This window comes from Mycobacterium sp. NGS69 (genome assembly GCF_059812165.1).
In genome coordinates this window covers 97,958-114,887 of the sequence record NZ_JCALCD010000012.1, presented here as the reverse complement: position 1 = coordinate 114,887, position 16,930 = coordinate 97,958, and the positions used below count along the sequence as shown (strand labels likewise).

The following is a 16,930-nucleotide window of genomic DNA, read 5'->3' as shown; positions in this document are numbered from 1 at the left end:
CACGGGATCTACCCCAGCCGGGCAACCCTCGGCACGGTCAGGGCCCTTGGCCGTCCGGCGCGATGGGTTTGCCGGGGCATTGCAGTCGGTAGCCGATCGTGGGTGAAACCCAGTGGCGCCACTGCTCGTGGCTCATGTTGGCGGCGATCTTCTCGCACAGGGTGTTCTGCGCGTTGAGGGGAAACGGCCAGGTGTGCACGTATTTATCGACGCCACCACTGACCAGCGCGTTGCCCGCCGGGCTGAACGCCACGCCGTACACCGATTCGGCACTGGCCGTGAGCGGTGCGCCGACGGGTTCGCCGGTTTGGGCGTTCCACAATCGCACGGTTCCGTCGTGGCCGGAGGACGCGATGTAGTGACCGTCTGGTGAGATTGTGACCACATTGACCTTGCCCACATGGCCCATCAACGGCGCATCCATCTGCTTGAGCTGGGCCGTATCCCATCGGCGCACAGTGCCGTCCCAGCTGCCGGAGACCAGCATTCGGCTGTCCGGGCTGAACACCACGCTGTAGACGATGTCGCTGTGGCCAACCAGCTGCCCCTTGGGCTGGCCATTGTGGGCGTCCCACAGCCGGATGGTGTTGTCGTCCCCGCCTACCGCGATCAGCGCGCCGTTGGGACTGACGGCCAGGGTCTCCAAACCGGGGCCGTGGCCGGTCAGGGGCTGCCCGATCTGGGCGCCGGTGTGCGCGTCCCACATCTGCACGGCCCATTGTTTTGTGTTCTCGTCGTCACCGGCGGAGAGGATGCGCTGCCCGTCGGGGCTGTATGCCACCGCGGCGACCGTCGTCGCGGTCGTCGGGATGATGCCGGGATTCGCCAATTTGCCCTCCTGGCGGTCCCAGAGGTAGAGCTTGCCGTCCGAATGACCCGAGACGATGCGCTTACCGTCGGGGCTGAACGCGAGCCAGTTCACGCCCGCGAGTTTGCAGTCGGGGGCGCCCCCGCAGGACGACAGGTTTTGGATGGGCCGGTAGTCCGCATCCCGGTCCCACACCAAAATGTGGCCGTCGTGGTCGCCCGCCGCGAAAACGCCCGGATCTGCGGGGTCGAATGCCACGACATTCACTGTGTCTTCGGGTCCCGAGAGCGGGATTGCCTTGGATACGTTGTTCCACACCTGAATGCCGCCCGCCGGGCTGCTGGACATGGCGCCCAGCGTGCCGCTGGCATCACAACTCCCCTTGGAATCGCACCGGCGCCCGTCGTTGAACGCGACGCTTTGGACCGGATCTCCACGGCGTGTTGAGGGGAACAGAAAGCTATACGCGTACGACGCCGACCCCTCACCGACGTCCCACCACCGGATGGTGCCGTCCTGGCTCCCCGACATCAGCAGGCCGCCGGTGGGGCTGAATGTCACCGCGCTGACCGGTGCCGTGTGCACGGCATGCGGCTTCAGGTGATCGAGCAACTCGGCGCCCACCGGCCGTTCGGTGTTTACCCCGTTCCATATCCAGATGGATCCGTCATAGCTGCCCGAGGCGAGCCGACGTCCATCGGGATTGAACGCGAGCGAGATGATCGAATTGGGTTGGCCCTCGAGCGGGCCGGCAAGCAGCGCGCCCGTGTCGGGATCCCACAGCATGATCGCCTTGTCGAAGCCGCCCGACGCGAGCCGGTGGCTGTCCGGGCTGAACGCCACGCTGAACACAGTGTCGGTGTGGCCCGTCAGCGCGGGCCGGCTGAATTGCAGCGTTTGCGGGTCCCAAAGTTGCACCTTGTTATCGGTGTCGCCGGTCGCGAGGTACTTGCCGTCGGGGCTATATGCCAGCGACGCGATACCGGGAATGTTACTGAACGGTTCGGGGTTGGCTGGGCACTCGGAGCCGGCAGTGTTCCTGCACGCGATCAGGTGGCCATTCTCCGCATCCCACAGCCGAACTTCGCCGTCCTCGCCGGTTGATACCAGGCGTCGCCCGTCGGGACTGAACGCCACGCCGGTGATGCGGCTGTGGTGACCCAGCAGCGGCCGGCCGATCTCCACTCCGGAATCGGCGTTCCAGATGCGCACCGTGTAGTCGAACCCACCGGAGGCGATGCGCCGACCGTCCGCGCTGTACGCCGCCGTCGATGTCGATCCCGGGGAGATCAGCTTGCTCGCCCACGATAGCTTGACCGCTGCGGCGACGGCGTAGTCGGCGGTCGTCGTCGGCGAAAGTGCAGTCGCCGCAAGCATTTCCTGAATCGCCTGTACGTCGCTGCCGGGACGGTCCCGGTTGAGGATGCCCAGTGCATCCGCGCCCACCTTCTCCGCGGTCGCCCGCAAGAGGCCCCGGCGGGCGGCGTCCCGTTGCTGCGCGGCCTGGTGCTGGGCGTAGATCGCGTAGCCGAGACTGACAACCGCCACCGTGGCGATGACGCCGATGATCGCGACCGCCCGCCGCAGCTTTCGCGAGTGCGCCCGCTCCTCTTCGGCGAGGGCTTCGGCGGCTTCCCGGCGTTCGCGCTCGATGCGCACCGCGTCGGCGGTTCGCTGGTCTTCGGCCTGCCGGGAGGCCGCCAAGAATTCCTCCACGCCCGCAAGTCGTGTGCCGAATTGCGTTGACTCGGCGAGTTTTTCGGCGTCCGCCAAGCGTGTGCGGGTAAGGAGCCAATCCGGATTGCGGTGCGCGTGCCACCCGGCGGCGCTGCGCTCGATGTCGTGGATGTTCTTGAGATCCTCGCGCTGCTGGTCCAGCCAGCCTCGCAGGTCGTCCCAATGCTCGAAGAGGCTTTCCAGCGCGACCTCGATGACCACGCGACCGTGCTCGTCGCGGTCGCGGACCAGCAGCCGTCTCTGCACCATCTTGTCGATCAGGGGACGGGCCGCCTCGGGAAGCTCGGATTCGGGTGCAACGCGGCGCATCGGCCGGTTGTTCTCGGGGTTGATATTGACCAGGCACGGAATGAAGGCCGCGCGCAGCAGCGCCAGGTCCCGATCGCGTTCCAGCCCGTCGGCCGGCAGGACCTGGTCGATTTCGTTATTGACAACGTCGCGCATGCCGCCCATGCGGCGGTAGTTCTCCAGCGTCAACCGGCCGTTGTGGTGATAGCGCCGATAGAGCCGGTCGAGGGTCAGCGCCAGCAACGGCAGGGTGTCGGCGCCTTCGGCGTCGGTCATCAACTGCTGCACAAGGTCCGGATCGAAACTCAGCGGGGTCTTCTCGCTGACTCGCCGCGCCGGCCCGGTGATTACCTCCTTGTGTTCACTGGCCGGCATCGGTTTGAGATCGTTGAACAGGACCGCACCGACGGCGCGCAGGCCGGGATGGGTTTGCATCCTTTCGTAGCGGTCGGTGCGGATGGTGGCGGCCACGATCAGCCCGAGATCGGCGGTGTTCGTCTGCGCAAGCAGCTCCGCGACCAGCTCGAGGAACCGCGCCGCCTCTGTGCCGGCCCGGGCGGGAAACAGCTCCTCGGCCTGATCCAGCGGCAACACCAGCGTGGGAGGGGCCATCGCCCGTTCACCATCGGGAGAACCGCTGCGCTGCGCAGCGTCGGTGATTCCCGAGACCGCCGTCCCCCCAGCATCATTCGCCTTGTCCGCTGGGTCACGGCGGGCGGCCGCCGCGGTGCGCATCCGCGTGAACAGCTCGCAAATTCGGGCCGCGTCGCCCCTCTTGCAGGCATCCTCGATATCGTCCAACGAGCTGACGGTCACCCCCAAAGCGCGGCGTCCCTGATCGATCGCTCCGGCCAGGCCCTGCTCCCCGGTGAGGGCATGGCCGGCCCGCACCAGCCCGAGCACGGCGAAGTTACGGTCATCGCGCTGCAGTCTGGGAATCAGTCCCGCCCGCAGGAATGACGACTTACCACTTCCGGAAGGTCCAAGTACCACGAACATTGACTCGGGCCCGGGAAATCGGTCGGGTGAAGGGAAACGCATGTTGCGCAGCGCGGCCCAGCCTAACGCGATCGCCGCGTCGCGGCCGAAGAAGACTCCCGCGTCGATGTCCTCAAACGGCTCCCAGCCGCGATATGGGGCCCGCTGAGGATCGTTGCGGGGCGGCCACACGAACGAGTCCGGCCCAATGCCTGGCCCTTCGATCAGACGACAGATGTTGTGCAGCGCCGCGGTGTTGAAAGCCACCGGCGGGCCGTCGGGGATCGTCGGCGGGTCGGCGACGACTTCAATTTCCGTCTTTGGTCCGCCGCGGAACAGATCGCAGCGCTGCCAGTGGGAAGTGATGTCGCCTTTCGGCTCGCCGGCCTGACGCCAGTCGGCGTCGCTCAATTCGTCGAGCCGTGCGATCACGATCCCTTTGCCCGTGCGGTCCGCCAGTTCGTATTCGATCAAGCATTCCTTGGAGGCGATCCAGTCGCGAGATACCAAGCAGAGCAGCCATTCACAACCGGTGTTGCGCAGTAACAGCTCTTCCTTCCATTGACGGCCGAGCTGCAAACCCGTCTTGTCGTCGATGTCCAGAAAGATCTCGCTGGCAAGCTCGGGACGGCGTTCGGTCAGCCACTGCCTAAGAGCCACAGCCTCCCGATTGTTACGGCTGGAATGGCTCATGAAGATACGTAACATGCCAGACTCCGAGGGGCGAACAGCACGATCGGTCGCCAAGTTTGCCAGGTCGCAAGCGTTTTTCGGGCACTTTTGAAAATATTTCAAGCCGGCCAAGGCGTCTCTTTGCCTGGAATTAACCGCCTCGGCATATCAATCAGCGTCCAGCGGTCACCGAAGTACGCGCCGCTGCTTCGCACCGGCTCAATGCGCAAGCCGCCGAATGGATCTGTCGGTGTTACTTCCCGTCGTTGGGGATCAACCGTTGAGCCTTCAATCTCTCGGCGTCGCAGCGCGATGAGCGGCCTGACAAATTGATCGAGGGCGGGTGCTTCTGGGCGACGACAGAAAGTGCTGCACGCCAATCGGTTTCAACCATTCGGCGCGGCGCAGCCGCTTCACCCGTCACTTTCCGCCGACTCACCGAAGGCCGTGGTGAGCACCTCGGCCAAAGTCCCCGGCTCATCGATCCGCACCGCACGAATGAGCCCCGAGCCGACCAGCGCCGCCGCCTGGTCGTCGCCCGAAGCGCCGGCCAGCGCGTCGGCGAACACGTCGGCGGTGCCACCAGAACCCGAGATCACCACGATCGGTCGACCGGCTTCGAGGCTGTGCCGGACATCCGCGTAGGCGATCCGGCCGCCATTGACGAGCAGCGTGACGGACCGTGCCGTCCCCGACAGGACGGTCGCCGTGCGCGCGATCCACGGCGCCTCCGCACCCCAATCCTGGCCCGGGACCACGATGAAGTGGGTGTGATGGGGTTCGAGCGCGGCTTGGACGCGGCTGGGGGGTCGCCAGCGCGGCAGCTCGACCGGTCCGGCGGCCACCACGCCCAGAAGCGGAAATGTCCCCGCCATGCTCGCACGGGCTTCGCCGAACAGCCGCATCACACCGACCCACGTCCCTCCGTCGACGCCGACCGCCCCGCACCGCTGCATCATCGGCGCAATGACTTCCGCGAACAGCGGACGCAGGCCATCCATGCGGGCCTCCCCCAGCCCTGCGGCTCCGCCGACGACCACCACGGCCGGCCGCGGCGGATGCAGGCCAAGCGCGTCGAGTGCCGGGCGCAATTGACTCGCCGCGCTGACGTGCACCGCATGCGCGAAACGTGCACCGGTTAGCTCAACCCTGAACGGCGAAATCACCGGCCTCCCCCGGCAATCCGCCGAACCGTTCGACGGCAAGCAGTCTTCTTCCGTCCGGGCGGACTCCCGCGGTCCTTATCGGCCATATCACCTCCGGTCGCCTCTGCGACCGAACCTATCCGCGATGTCGTCATGGCTGCTGTCAATTCCAAGCATTGCTGCCGCGACGGCGGTCATCGCGGCGGGGCTTGGTCAGCCCGCCGAATCCCAACCTGATTCCGGGCCGTGGCGGACAATGAACGCGTGTCTGGTCGAGGATCTGCGATCGTCCGCGTAGGACTTCGGAACGGAAGACGAGCGCAACGGTGACAGCACCCCTCGCTCCGTGGATCACGGTCACCGGGCTGGACGGCTCGGGAAAGACGACGTTGCTGCGGGGCTTGGCCGAGGCGCTGGGCGGCTTTCAGTTCCGCCTGCCGTACCACCAGTTCGTGCGCCAATTCCTCGATCTTTCCGGAGGGGGGTCGGCATTCGGCGACGCCCACACGGATCGCTTGCTTTTCGCGACGGACGCCCGGTTGACCAACGCCCGCATTCGGTCATGGCGGGAGGCCCACCAGCTCTTGCTCTCTCAGCGGGGCTGGATGGACAATTTCATCTTCGGGGCCGTGCAGGGCGTCAGCTACGAGGACTCGGATTGGCTGCTGCGGACCCGGGAACTCGAACGTCCGGCGGCGATCATCTACTTGACCGCCGAGCCGCGGGTCGCGTTCGACCGCATCTCCGCGGACGAAAACGGCGACAAGTACGAGACGCTCGACTTCATCACCGAGCAACACCGGCAGACGTCGCGGTTCTACGAATGCGTCGGCGCCGGATTGCCGTCGTTGGCGGCCTTCGTGGGCATCCCGGCGATCTTCATCGACACCACGACGACGACCACCGAGTCGGTGCTGCGCCAAGCGCGAGACTTCCTGAGCAGCACGATTTCCACGAAGCAGAATCGGCCCTGATGACGAAGCGCGGCAGCGACAACGTCGTGCTGGTCGACATGGACGGGGTACTGGCCGATTTCGACGCCGCGGTGCTCGAGCAGCTTCCGCCGTCGATCGCGCGCGTCGCGCGAGCGAATTTCTACATCGCCGAGGACTACCCGGGGCACGTCGCCCACGTCAGATACATCACGAGCCATCCGGATTTCTTCCTCGACTTGCCGCTGGTCGACAACGCGCTGCAGGGATGGCAACGCCTCATCGACGCCGGGTACCGACCCCGGGTTTGTTCGGCGCCGCTAAGGAGAAACAAGCAGTCCGTGCAGAACAAACTCGCGTGGCTGCGATGTCACTTCGTGCCGCAATTCGGCGAACAGGTGGTCAGCGAGGCGATCATCGATAAGGACAAGTACCGCTACGCCGGCCTTGCCCTGATCGACGACCGGCCGGACGTCGACACGAACGACGGCCGGGCCAGCTGGCGGCATATCGTGTTCGACCGCCCGTATAACCAGCGGTCCAGCGCCGCACTGCGAATCCGGGGCTGGGACGACCCCGATCTCGAAGCGACGCTTGAAACGGCGCGCTGAATCGCTTGCGCTCAAGCGCCCGCGGGCGCCGGTGCTTTCGTCGTCGAGAATTCCGGGCCCTGATAGACGGGCACCGGTCCACGGTAGCGTCGCCGGAATTCTTCCAGGGGCACCGGCCATTCTTCGCCCCGGTCGCCCTGGATCACGAAGTCGCCGTCGCCGGCGATGACGGGACCCTCAAGCGTATAGACGGTCTCGCCGGTCCGTGCCGGGCGCGCGAGCACCGTGCCCCGGCGTTCCCATCGGCCTCCCGGTATGCGCCGATACGACGCACGAAAGATGTCGTTGCGAACCGGCCAGCTGTGGCCGTCGTCGCACACCTCCCAATCACCGGCCGACCCATGGATCGGCTCGCCGGACCCGGTGGTGCACTTCCATTGCCTGCGATGGCGTTTCGCGGTGACGGTTCCCACCCGCTGGTATGTCTTCCACATCGGTTGCGAGCGGTAACCGAGCTTCGTCAGCTCGATGAGAGTGCCGGCCAGGCTCGTCAGCGCCGCCGCCTTCAATTCCGGGTCGACGACGGTGGCTTCCCAATCGTCCACCAACTTTTCGTGCAACTTGTTGCGTTCATCTCGCTCGTCGCCGCGGGACCACCCGTGTTCACGGAGGCAGCGGCTCCAGTCTTCCCATTCCGCTCGCGCCATCGCATACGCGGAGTCTTCGGTGAATTCGAGCCGCTTCAACTGGGCCAGCGCGATCTCCGAATCCGCCAAATTCTTCAGTGCGGCGCCTCTCAATTCCGGATCAGCCAAGGTGGCTTCCCAGCTCTCCACCAGCCTTTCGTGCTGCTTGTTCTTGACGTTGCGCGAGGGGCCCCAGGTCCATCCGCGGTCGCGCAAGTAGCGGCTCCACCTTTCCCACTCCGCTTGTGCCAGAACGTAAATGGCGACTGGGTTGAATCCCAGGCGTTCCAGCGTCTCGGCCGCGGGCCCGGCGGCATCGCCGGGTGGGGTGGTTCCGCCGTCGACGAGGGCATCCAGCTCTTTCAGACTCTCCGGGGAGACATGGCCGTGGCGCGAATCTCCCACGTTCCAGGTATGACCGGCGATCTTTTCCACCATCCAGAGGGCATTTCGCAGCTGACGACGGTTCGAATCCTTGTAGAAGCCGCTGAGCTTCTCCCAGGGCTGCGCCGACGGCTTGGTGCGGTCCTCCTGCGACGACGCGTATCGATCGTGGATCAACATGGCGGCGCGCTCGAAGTTGTCGTGCGCCTGCCCATCTGACAGCGCCATCCCGAGCCGGTAGGTACGCAACTCACAGGCGACCGGTACGCGTTCGGCATCGATCCGGGCAGCCGGATCGCACATGTAGATCGGCATCGTGGGATGGCTGGCGGCCAGCCGCGTTCCCAAGGTCGGGTCGGCGGCCGCGGTCGAGTCCACCACGATCACCGCCTTGGTGGAGTCGGCGCCGTCCGTCTGCTCGACCACCCCGCTGACCCCCGCCGCGGAGGGCGTGGCGGCGACCCGGTCGACCGGTGGCGGACCGCTGGTGAGTCCCTTCCGCTCGTGGCGTGCCTCATGATCACGGACGTATTCGTCGGCGTCCGGTGCGACCAGTGTCAGCGCGGGCAGCCCCGGTTCGCCCTCCGGAGCGTGGAAACAGCGTTCGACATGCCGCTGCGACATTTCGGCGCAGAGCGCGAGGGTTAATTGCGAAGTGCCGCAGACGATGATTCGTCGAACCGATTTGTTCCGCAGAATCTCCTCGATCAGTCGACGAGCCGTCGCCTCATACTTCGAGACCGTGTCCGCGGCCCACAGGTGATCGGACTCGCCCCCGTGCTGTCCGAACTTCTGGGCCCGCCACGCCTCGGCCAGCCACGGGTCGTCGATGCGCACGATAAGGGGGATGCGTCGCTTGGTGGCGATGGGCGCCAACCGGTGGCTGATGAGCGACAGCCGCAACAGGTTGGTCGACGGATCGGCGGAGAGCAGATAAAGGCCGCTCATCCGCCGCCAGAACCTCTGCATCACAAGCGTTTCCGCGCGATCGAAGCTCACCTGCACGATGCGCGCGCCGGCCCTGCGCGACTCGGCCACGCAGGCCCGCTCAGGGCTGTCCGTTATGAGCACCAGGGCGCTACCCGGGCGAAGTGTGCGTGAAATGGGGCCGATCATCGACGCCGAGTCGTCATCGAGGTCCACCACGACGGTGACCCACCTGGCCCAAGCCGCGCGCAGCCGGTCGGATTGCGCGCGGAACGCCGCGGCGGCGACTCCCACCAGGCTGATGAAGATCGCAGCGACGATCGTCAACCGCGCGACCTCGAGCGCGGCCGGTGTGGGTTTCGGACATGCCGCGCCGTCGAGAGATTCGTCGCCGATGCCGCCCTTCACCAGGGAGACCGTCCACAACAACGGGCCGATGAGGGTCGGATGGTCTCTGTTCGTGCATCTCCAAAACGAGTTCAAGCCCAGCACCAGGCTGGTCAGGGTGAGGCCGACGACGATCATGACCGGCACCGCCACCGACGAACGGTTGCGCCGCAACAGGTAGGTGATGACGCACAACAGCGCGATGACCCCGCTGACGAGGACGACCGGGACCCAGTCGCCGCCCTGGGCCAGCCACTCCAGCCACCGAGGCCACTTCCGCTGAAAATGAGAGGCAAACACCGCCAGACAGGTGATGAGTCCGACGGAGACAACAAGTAGCAATACCTGCGCGATTCGCAGAGTCAGCCGGCTCAGCCGAGCCAAGGGGGCGGCCGGGTCATCGATCGCAATGCCGCTGCGCCAACGGCTTTCGGCCGATTGGTGGTTGCCTTCGGGGCCGGAATGCAGCGTCATTCAAGCGGCCGCCGGTCGCGAATCCGAGGCGTCGACAGGCGCCGCGCGCATTGCCATTGGTGCATCGGCAAAGAATATCGACGCGCCGTTGGGCGCGGGAGGCATTTTGCGGTCGGGGCGGGCGTCATGGCCAGCGCTTGAGGCAACCGTTTTCGTCACCGAGCACCCCCACGCGGAACGCCGCGACACGGGCGAACACCGATGGCGCCGACTCGCCGTTGATGTCGCTGGCCGCCCGGCCGTTGGTCAGCAGGCCCGATACGGCCTCGTCGACGTCGCCGCCGGTCAGTGCGATCGTGGCTCCGTTCGAGACCGTCACGGGCTTGGCTAGTTTCGCGGTGGCCACGCCGGTCAGGCACGCGGTTCGCAGCCCCGCGTTCGTGTTGTCGAGCGCCAATCCACCGTGTTGCTTCTCCACGGCAAGCATGAAGCGCGACACCAAGACCGAAAACGCGGTGTAGTCACCGAACAGGGGCCCCATCATGTCCAGGGGCGAGCCACGGGCCAAGCTCGTGCCCATCAAGATGAGCCGGGGCATGTCAGCGACGATGGTGTTGCTCGACGGGCAGTACCATGCCGGCGGGCTCGGAGGGGCGTCGGGGCAGGGCGGCCGGTCGAAGGCGAGTTGTGGGGGCGTCTGCGGCGCAAAAACCTTGTTCATCGCCTCGATCACCGCCTTCGCCAACTCGGTGGTGATCGGCGTTTCACCGGTGTTGCCGTGCTCGAGCCATTCCTTTGGGAGAGTGCTGCGGCGCTGCGCGATCTCCGTTTCGTCGATACCCGCGCAGGTCGAAACGCCGCCGTCGAATCCGAATTGGAACGCCGTGACCCGCTCGAACGCCGAGCCGTGTACCAGTCTTTGCTCTCGAGGGTTGCCTTCGGTGAGCAGTGGGTCGCGGATCCCGATCATGACCATCAGCAGCTTCGCCAGCCCATCGCCGGTGCTCAACGTGAAGCGGGGGGATTTGCCGTCTGCCACCCAGCGCATGTAGACGCCCGCAAAACAGTCGGCCTGCTGTTCGGCCACCGTCGCGGTGGCGGCGTTTTTGACGTCGACCAAGGACGCCATGTGCTGGATGGCGTGGCCGTATTCGTGCGCGAGCACTACCACGGGACCCATATCGCCACCGGTGTCGCGCTCCTGGGGCATCAGCACGCCGCGATCCCATCCGATCGTGTTGTCCGACGGCGTGCACAGGGCCGGCGGGCTTGGCCGGTCGTCGGGACAGTTCTGGTCTCGTGCTTCGGTGCTGCCGCACCACATGGCGTTGACGGTGCCGTGCGTGGAGCCACCGCAAAAGGAGCCGTTCTTGTAGCGCGAGTCCCACGAGAACACGGCGTTGACGGGCGCGAACTTGCCCTTCAAGGGCCTGCCGTAGGCGCCCGACCAGAATTGCTCGATATCGGCGACCCCCATAGCGGCGAGGTTGTCGATCTCGCCGCCGTCACCGTCTTGAATCGCTCGCGTCGGACCGGGAGCCCCGGGCCGCAGGCCCGAGGTTCCGTTCGCGACGGGCGCGCCCGCCACCTGCGACGGGTTGGCGACCTCCGGTATGGGTGGCTGGAATTCGGGAGGCTTCGGGGGCGGATGCGAGCAACCGGCGACCAACACGATCACCGACACCGCCGCGCCCGCGGCGCCCATAAATCGTTGTCTCCCCCGGCATTCGGCTGGCATCGCTGATCACCCGGACGGGGGAAGTGCCACCAGAATGGTGTCGGCACGAGATAGATGTTGTTCCGCCGTGGCCAGAAACGACGCAAAGTCGTCGAGTTTGGGCATGCTACGGGTGAAGACGGACTCGATGCAGGATTGCGCTGCGCTGTCGAAGTTGTCGATCGCCTGCTGGACCTCAACGGTCAGTTTTGTATCCGGGGTCGGCATGTCTTGCCGCAACCGTTCATCGGCATCGCGGAGCTGTGTGCAATTCGCGAGCAGCTTATCGGCATTGATCGCACCCGAGGCCTGCAGGACTTCGAACGCGGCGTTTTCCGCCTTATGGATGTCTTCAACTGGGGCGGTGACGCGGGAAAGCCAATCGGCAACTGCACCTTGGGCACTGGCGCTCGGTATGGAACCGGTCGCCACCATGGCGACGACACCAACGGTAACAACTCCCACCGCGGAGAGACTCCGCCAACACGGGGCTATCGAACTACCGTTCAGGAAAGTCACCGTGATTGGACTCCCGTGTCTCCCTGTGTGGCGGCCGCCCACACAGGCCAAAAACCACCCGAAAGGTCAGCTCCCCGCCGTACCGAGCGGGAACGCTCTCACATTTTCGACACACCGCGGCACGGTTGGCAACCGCAGCGGGGCCATCGATCAGGGCGGTCCGGGTGAGTATGGATAGACGTACACGCGCCGGTCGTCGCCGCCCGGCGACACGAACAGCCGGTGCCCGGACTCGTCGATCGCCAGCCACTGGGCGTCGCTGGGCGACCATCCCGGAATTTTGCCCAGCGACGCGAACGTCTTCAGCGCACTCCCCCGACCGGGCAGCTCGTAGATGTCGGCGGAATTGAAGAACAACGCGAACAGGCGCCCGGCGCCGTCGGGCAGCATGTCCTGCGCCGAACCCGGCCCGGTGAACTGCGTGAGCGATGCGCCGTTGGCGCCGTCGTACACCGAAATCGTTGCGGGCGCGATCACCGGCGGGCCCCCGGCCGAGACGTACACCGTGTTGGTCTTGGGTTCGAAGCCCAGGTCGTTCGCTTCGCTGGGCCCGCCGACCGGCGTCCGCCACGTCTCGCTGAGGTTCTGGTCGGCGCGCGCGACGTGGTGCGGGTCGGTGTACACCGCTCCCCCGCGGACGGGGTCGGCGGCGATGAACTGAATCAGCCTGTTCTCGGTTCTGACGAGCGGTGCGACGTCGTGCTCGCGGACCAGTTGCCCGGCCGAGTCGAACTGAACAAGGCATTGCCCGGTGGGCGAGAGCCCGCCGCCGTACACCAGTCCGGTCGCCTGGTCGACCGCCAGCACCTCGGCCGTGCAAGACCGTCGCGACGTTGTCGAAATCAGTGTGTCCGTATCGGTGTCGAACACCCGCAGATCGCCGGAAGCCAGTAGGGCGTAACCACGTTTGAGCGCGTTGTTGACCGCGATGTGGTGGACGCCTCCGTGCGCTATCGACTCGTCCAGCTGCACTGGTGTGGCGGCCGGCGAGGATGTCGAGACCACATAAATAGTGCCCCAGCTCGGAAACGTTTGGAACACATATAATTTGGCCGATCCCGAACTGTAGGCCAATTCGGTGGGGTGGAACGGGAATTCGATGAAGCTGACGCCCGGGGCTTTCGTCGGCGCCGACGACGGCGGTTGCGGTTGCGGTTGCGGTTGCGATTGCCGCGCCGCCGGGTGCGAGCAGCCGACCGTGGCGATGACGAGCGTCGCCGCCAGCGCCCAACCGGATCGGCGCGGCCGGCCGAAACGCATACTGTTCGTCACAGGGCCGGCGTTGCCGCGCATAACCGGCGATCATCGCATCCGGTGGACACGCTGATCAATAATTCGCCGACAACCGGTTCGGCCCTACCCGAGCCGGGCCATCCAGCCGTGGGTGTCGGCGAAGGTGCCCCGCTGGATCCCGGTCAGCGTGTCGCGCAGCGCCATCGTCACCTCACCGGGTTGGCCGTCGGCGATGGTGAATTCGCTGTCGCCGTACTTCACCCGCGACACCGGGGTGATGACGGCGGCGGTGCCGCACGCGAACACCTCGGTGATCTCGCCGGCCGCGGCCTTCTTCTGCCACTCGTCGATGTCGATTTTGCGTTCCTCGACGGCGAACCCGGCGTCAATGGCCAACTGCAGCAAGGAATCCCGCGTGATGCCGGGCAGCAGCGACCCAGACAGCTCCGGGGTGACCAGCCGTGCCGATCCGCCGCTGCCGAACACGAAGAAGAGGTTCATCCCGCCCATCTCTTCGATGAAGCGGCGTTCGACGCCGTCCAGCCACACCACCTGGTCGCACCCGTTTTCGGCGGCCTCGGCCTGGGCCAGCAGCGACGCGGCGTAGTTCCCGCCGAACTTGGCGGCACCGGTGCCGCCCGGGCTGGCCCGCACGTATTCCGTCGACAGCCACACGGTCACGGGGCTGATGCCGCCCTTGAAGTAGGCGCCGGCCGGCGACGCGATCAGCAGGTAGCGGTACTGCTTGGACGGTCGCACCCCCAGCCCCGGCTCGGTGGCGAAGATGAACGGCCGCAGGTACAGCGCCTCTTCGCCGCCGGCCCGCGGCACCCAGGCCTTGTCGACGGCGACGAGCTGGCAAAGCGATTCGATGAACAGGTTTTCGGGCAGCTCGGGAATGGCCAGCCGCCGCGCCGACGACCGCAGCCTGGCGGCGTTGGCCTCGGCGCGGAATGACACGACGGAGCCGTCCGCCCAGCGGTAGGCCTTGAGGCCCTCGAACACTTCCTGGGCGTAGTGCAGCACGATCGCCGACGGGTCCAGTTCGATCGGGCCGTAGGGGATTACGCGCGGGTTGTGCCAGCCCTGCCCCTCGGCGTAGTCGATCGACACCATGTGGTCGGTGAAATACCTGCCGAAACCCGGGTCGGCGAGGATTGCATCACGTTCGCTGTCGGTCGCCGGATTGGACGCGCGTAGAACCGTGAACTCGGGCGAGTCGCTGGTCATGGGGCCGATTCTATATCCGCGCGCCAACGGGTTTTTGCCACCGAACGCGCGCTAACGCGTTTTCACGGCGACGAACGGCGGGCGCACGACCTCGCATTCGGCGGCGCGGCCGCGGACGTCGACGGTGACACGCTGACCGTCGTCGATCCCCGCGTCGGTGTCGATCAACGCCAGCGCGATGCCGACTTGCAGTGTCGGAGAGAACGTCCCGGACGTGGTGACCCCGACCGGTCGCTCCCCCGCCAGGACCGTCAGCCCGGGACGCAGCACGCCGCGGCCGACCATCCGCAGGCCGCGCAGCAGCCGCCGCGGCCCGGCTTCTTTCTCGGCCAGCAGCGCCTCACGGCCGAAGAACGCGTCCTTCTTCCAGCCGATCGCCCAGCCGCAGCGGGCCTGCAGCGGCGAGATGTCGAGCGAAAGTTCGTGCCCGTGCAGCGGATAGCCCATCTCGGTGCGCAGCGTGTCGCGGGCGCCCAGGCCGGCGGGCTCTCCCCCGGCGGCGCGCACGGCGGCGACCAGCCCGTCGAACACCACCCCCGCCGAGTCCCAGGGCGGCAGCAGCTCGTAGCCGTGCTCCCCGGTGTAACCGGTGCGGCAGACGCGCACCGGCACCCCCGAGTACGACGCGTCGGCGTAGCCCATGTAATCCATATCGGTCGGCAGGCCCAGCTCGCCGAGGACGTCCGCCGATCGTGGACCCTGCACGGCCAGCACGGCGTAGGAGCGATGTTCGTTGGTGATCGTCAGCCCGGCCGGGGCGGCCGCCCGCAGCGCGTCGACCACCGCGGCGGTGTTGGCGGCGTTGGGCACCAGAAAGATTTCGTCGTCGTCGACGTAGTAGGCGATCAGGTCGTCGATCACGCCACCGGATTCGGTGCAGCACAGCGTGTATTGCGCCTTGCCCGGGCCGATGCGGCCCAGGTCGTTGGTGAGCGCGGAGTTGACGAACGCGGCGGCGCCCGGCCCGCGGACCAACGCCTTGCCCAGGTGGCTGACGTCGAACAGGCCCACCGCGTTGCGGGTGGCGTTGTGTTCGCTGACGGTGCCGGCATAGGACACCGGCATCAGCCAGCCGCCGAACTCGGCGAAGTTTGCGCCCAGGTCGCGATGGCGGTCGTCCAGCGGTCCGTGCAGCAGCTCCGTCACGACGCCTTACCCTAATCGGCGCCACGGCTGGCACACTTGGGCAGGTGTCCAATCCGCTGGACTTCGACGAGCTCGAGGCCGCGGGCGTCGCGAACCCCCGCGAGCGGGCCGACCTGATCAAATACCTCGACGGGCTCGGCTTCAGCGTCGACGAGATGGCGGAAGCCGAACGCCGCGGGCGGCTGTTCGGGCTGGCCGGTGACGTCCTGGCGGGGACGGGCCGCCCGATCTACACGCTGCAATCCGCCGCCGACCGGCTCGGCCTGTCCGCCGACGACGTGGCCCAGGCGTGGGCTTCGCTCGGCCTGACGGTCGCCGGCCCCGACGTCCCGGCGCTGAGCCAGGCCGACGTCGACGCCCTGTCGACGTGGGTGGGGCTCAAGGCGGTGGTGGGCGAGGACGGGGCGCTCGGGATGCTGCGGGTACTCGGCGCCGCGATGGCCCGGCTGGCGGAGGCCGAGTCGTCGGTGATCCGCGCCGGGACACCGGACATCCAGATGAACCACACCCACGACGAGCTCGCGACCGCACAGGCGTACCGGTCGGTCGCCGAGTTCGTGCCCCGCATCGGCGCCCTGATCGACGTCGTGCACCGCCACCACCTGACCAGCGCGCGCACCTATTTCGAGGGGGTGCTGCGCGACACGTCGGCGAGCGTGGTGTGCGGCATCGGTTTTGCCGATCTGTCCAGCTTCACCGCGTTGACCCAGGCGCTGACGCCCGCGCAGTTGTCCGACCTGCTCACCGAGTTCGGGGCCACCGTCGCGGACCTGGTGCACGCCGACGGCGGCCGGGTGGTGAAGTTCATCGGCGATGCCGTGATGTGGGTGTGCTCGTCGCCCGAGCGGCTCGCGCGGGCCGCGGTCGATCTCGTCGACCATCCGCGGGCGCGCGAGGCGGGCCTGGGCGTGCGGGCCGGTCTGGCCTACGGCGCCGTGCTGGCCATCAACGGCGACTACTTCGGCGTCCCGGTGAACCTGGCCGCCCGCCTGGTGGCCTCCGCGGCGCCCGGGCAGATCCTCATCGCGTCCGAGCTCCATGACCAGTTGCCCGACTGGCCCGCGGTCCCCCACGGCCCGTTGGCGCTCAAGGGTTTCGACGGGCCGGTGACCGCCTTCGAACTGCACGGCCGGGAGACTGCCCAGGAAACGCCCGGCGCAGGTGATTAGGGTGGTT

Annotated in this window: 11 protein-coding genes; 3 read left to right on the top strand and 8 right to left on the bottom strand. The window is 66.9% G+C overall.

All coding sequences use genetic code 11. The features are described from left to right. Window positions 1-37: 37 nt before the first annotated feature. Together AC5Y2S_RS26860 and AC5Y2S_RS26855 are read right to left on the bottom strand one after the other, a co-directional pair. Complete coding sequence (locus AC5Y2S_RS26860) at window positions 38-4,471, bottom strand: WD40 repeat domain-containing protein (protein WP_499959513.1); 4,434 nt, start codon at window positions 4,469-4,471, stop codon at window positions 38-40. 425 nt (window positions 4,472-4,896) lie between these two features. Next, window positions 4,897-5,649: a hypothetical protein gene (locus AC5Y2S_RS26855; protein ID WP_499959511.1), complete on the bottom strand. Its 753-nt coding sequence runs from the start codon at window positions 5,647-5,649 to the stop codon at window positions 4,897-4,899. Window positions 5,650-5,954: 305 nt separating this feature from the next. On the opposite strand from AC5Y2S_RS26855, the gene AC5Y2S_RS26850 reads away from it, so the two are divergent. Then, window positions 5,955-6,602: an AAA family ATPase gene (locus tag AC5Y2S_RS26850; RefSeq protein ID WP_499959509.1), complete on the top strand. Its 648-nt coding sequence runs from the start codon at window positions 5,955-5,957 to the stop codon at window positions 6,600-6,602. Further along, window positions 6,602-7,171 (top strand): 5' nucleotidase, NT5C type, encoded by a 570-nt coding sequence (locus AC5Y2S_RS26845; protein ID WP_499959508.1) that lies wholly within the window; start codon window positions 6,602-6,604, stop codon window positions 7,169-7,171. Before AC5Y2S_RS26850 ends, AC5Y2S_RS26845 begins: the two co-directional genes overlap by 1 nt. Before the next feature lie 11 nt (window positions 7,172-7,182). Here the strand turns inward: AC5Y2S_RS26845 and AC5Y2S_RS26840 are convergent, their stop codons facing one another. From AC5Y2S_RS26840 to gcvT, 6 genes are all read right to left on the bottom strand, one after another. Next, a complete protein-coding gene (locus AC5Y2S_RS26840; protein ID WP_499959505.1) occupies window positions 7,183-9,969 on the bottom strand; it encodes a hypothetical protein in 2,787 nt (928 codons plus the stop codon). 124 nt (window positions 9,970-10,093) lie between these two features. Further along, complete coding sequence (locus AC5Y2S_RS26835; protein WP_499959503.1) at window positions 10,094-11,614, bottom strand: neutral zinc metallopeptidase; 1,521 nt, start codon at window positions 11,612-11,614, stop codon at window positions 10,094-10,096. Between the two features lie 39 nt (window positions 11,615-11,653). Next, window positions 11,654-12,091, bottom strand: a complete 438-nt coding sequence (locus AC5Y2S_RS26830) for a hypothetical protein (RefSeq protein WP_499959501.1) — start codon at window positions 12,089-12,091, stop codon at window positions 11,654-11,656. A 204-nt stretch (window positions 12,092-12,295) separates the two neighbouring features. Continuing rightward, window positions 12,296-13,417, bottom strand: a complete 1,122-nt coding sequence (locus AC5Y2S_RS26825; protein ID WP_499959499.1) for a YncE family protein — start codon at window positions 13,415-13,417, stop codon at window positions 12,296-12,298. Between the two features lie 84 nt (window positions 13,418-13,501). After that, window positions 13,502-14,608 (bottom strand): branched-chain amino acid aminotransferase, encoded by a 1,107-nt coding sequence (locus AC5Y2S_RS26820; protein ID WP_499907099.1) that lies wholly within the window; start codon window positions 14,606-14,608, stop codon window positions 13,502-13,504. A gap of 51 nt (window positions 14,609-14,659) precedes the next feature. After that, window positions 14,660-15,754 (bottom strand): glycine cleavage system aminomethyltransferase GcvT, encoded by a 1,095-nt coding sequence (gcvT, locus tag AC5Y2S_RS26815; RefSeq protein ID WP_499959495.1) that lies wholly within the window; start codon window positions 15,752-15,754, stop codon window positions 14,660-14,662. Between the two features lie 44 nt (window positions 15,755-15,798). On the opposite strand from gcvT, the gene AC5Y2S_RS26810 reads away from it, so the two are divergent. Beyond that, window positions 15,799-16,923 carry an adenylate/guanylate cyclase domain-containing protein gene (locus tag AC5Y2S_RS26810; protein ID WP_499959494.1) on the top strand — a complete coding sequence of 375 codons (1,125 nt, stop codon included), beginning with the start codon at window positions 15,799-15,801 and terminating at the stop codon, window positions 16,921-16,923. Window positions 16,924-16,930 lie beyond the last annotated feature (7 nt).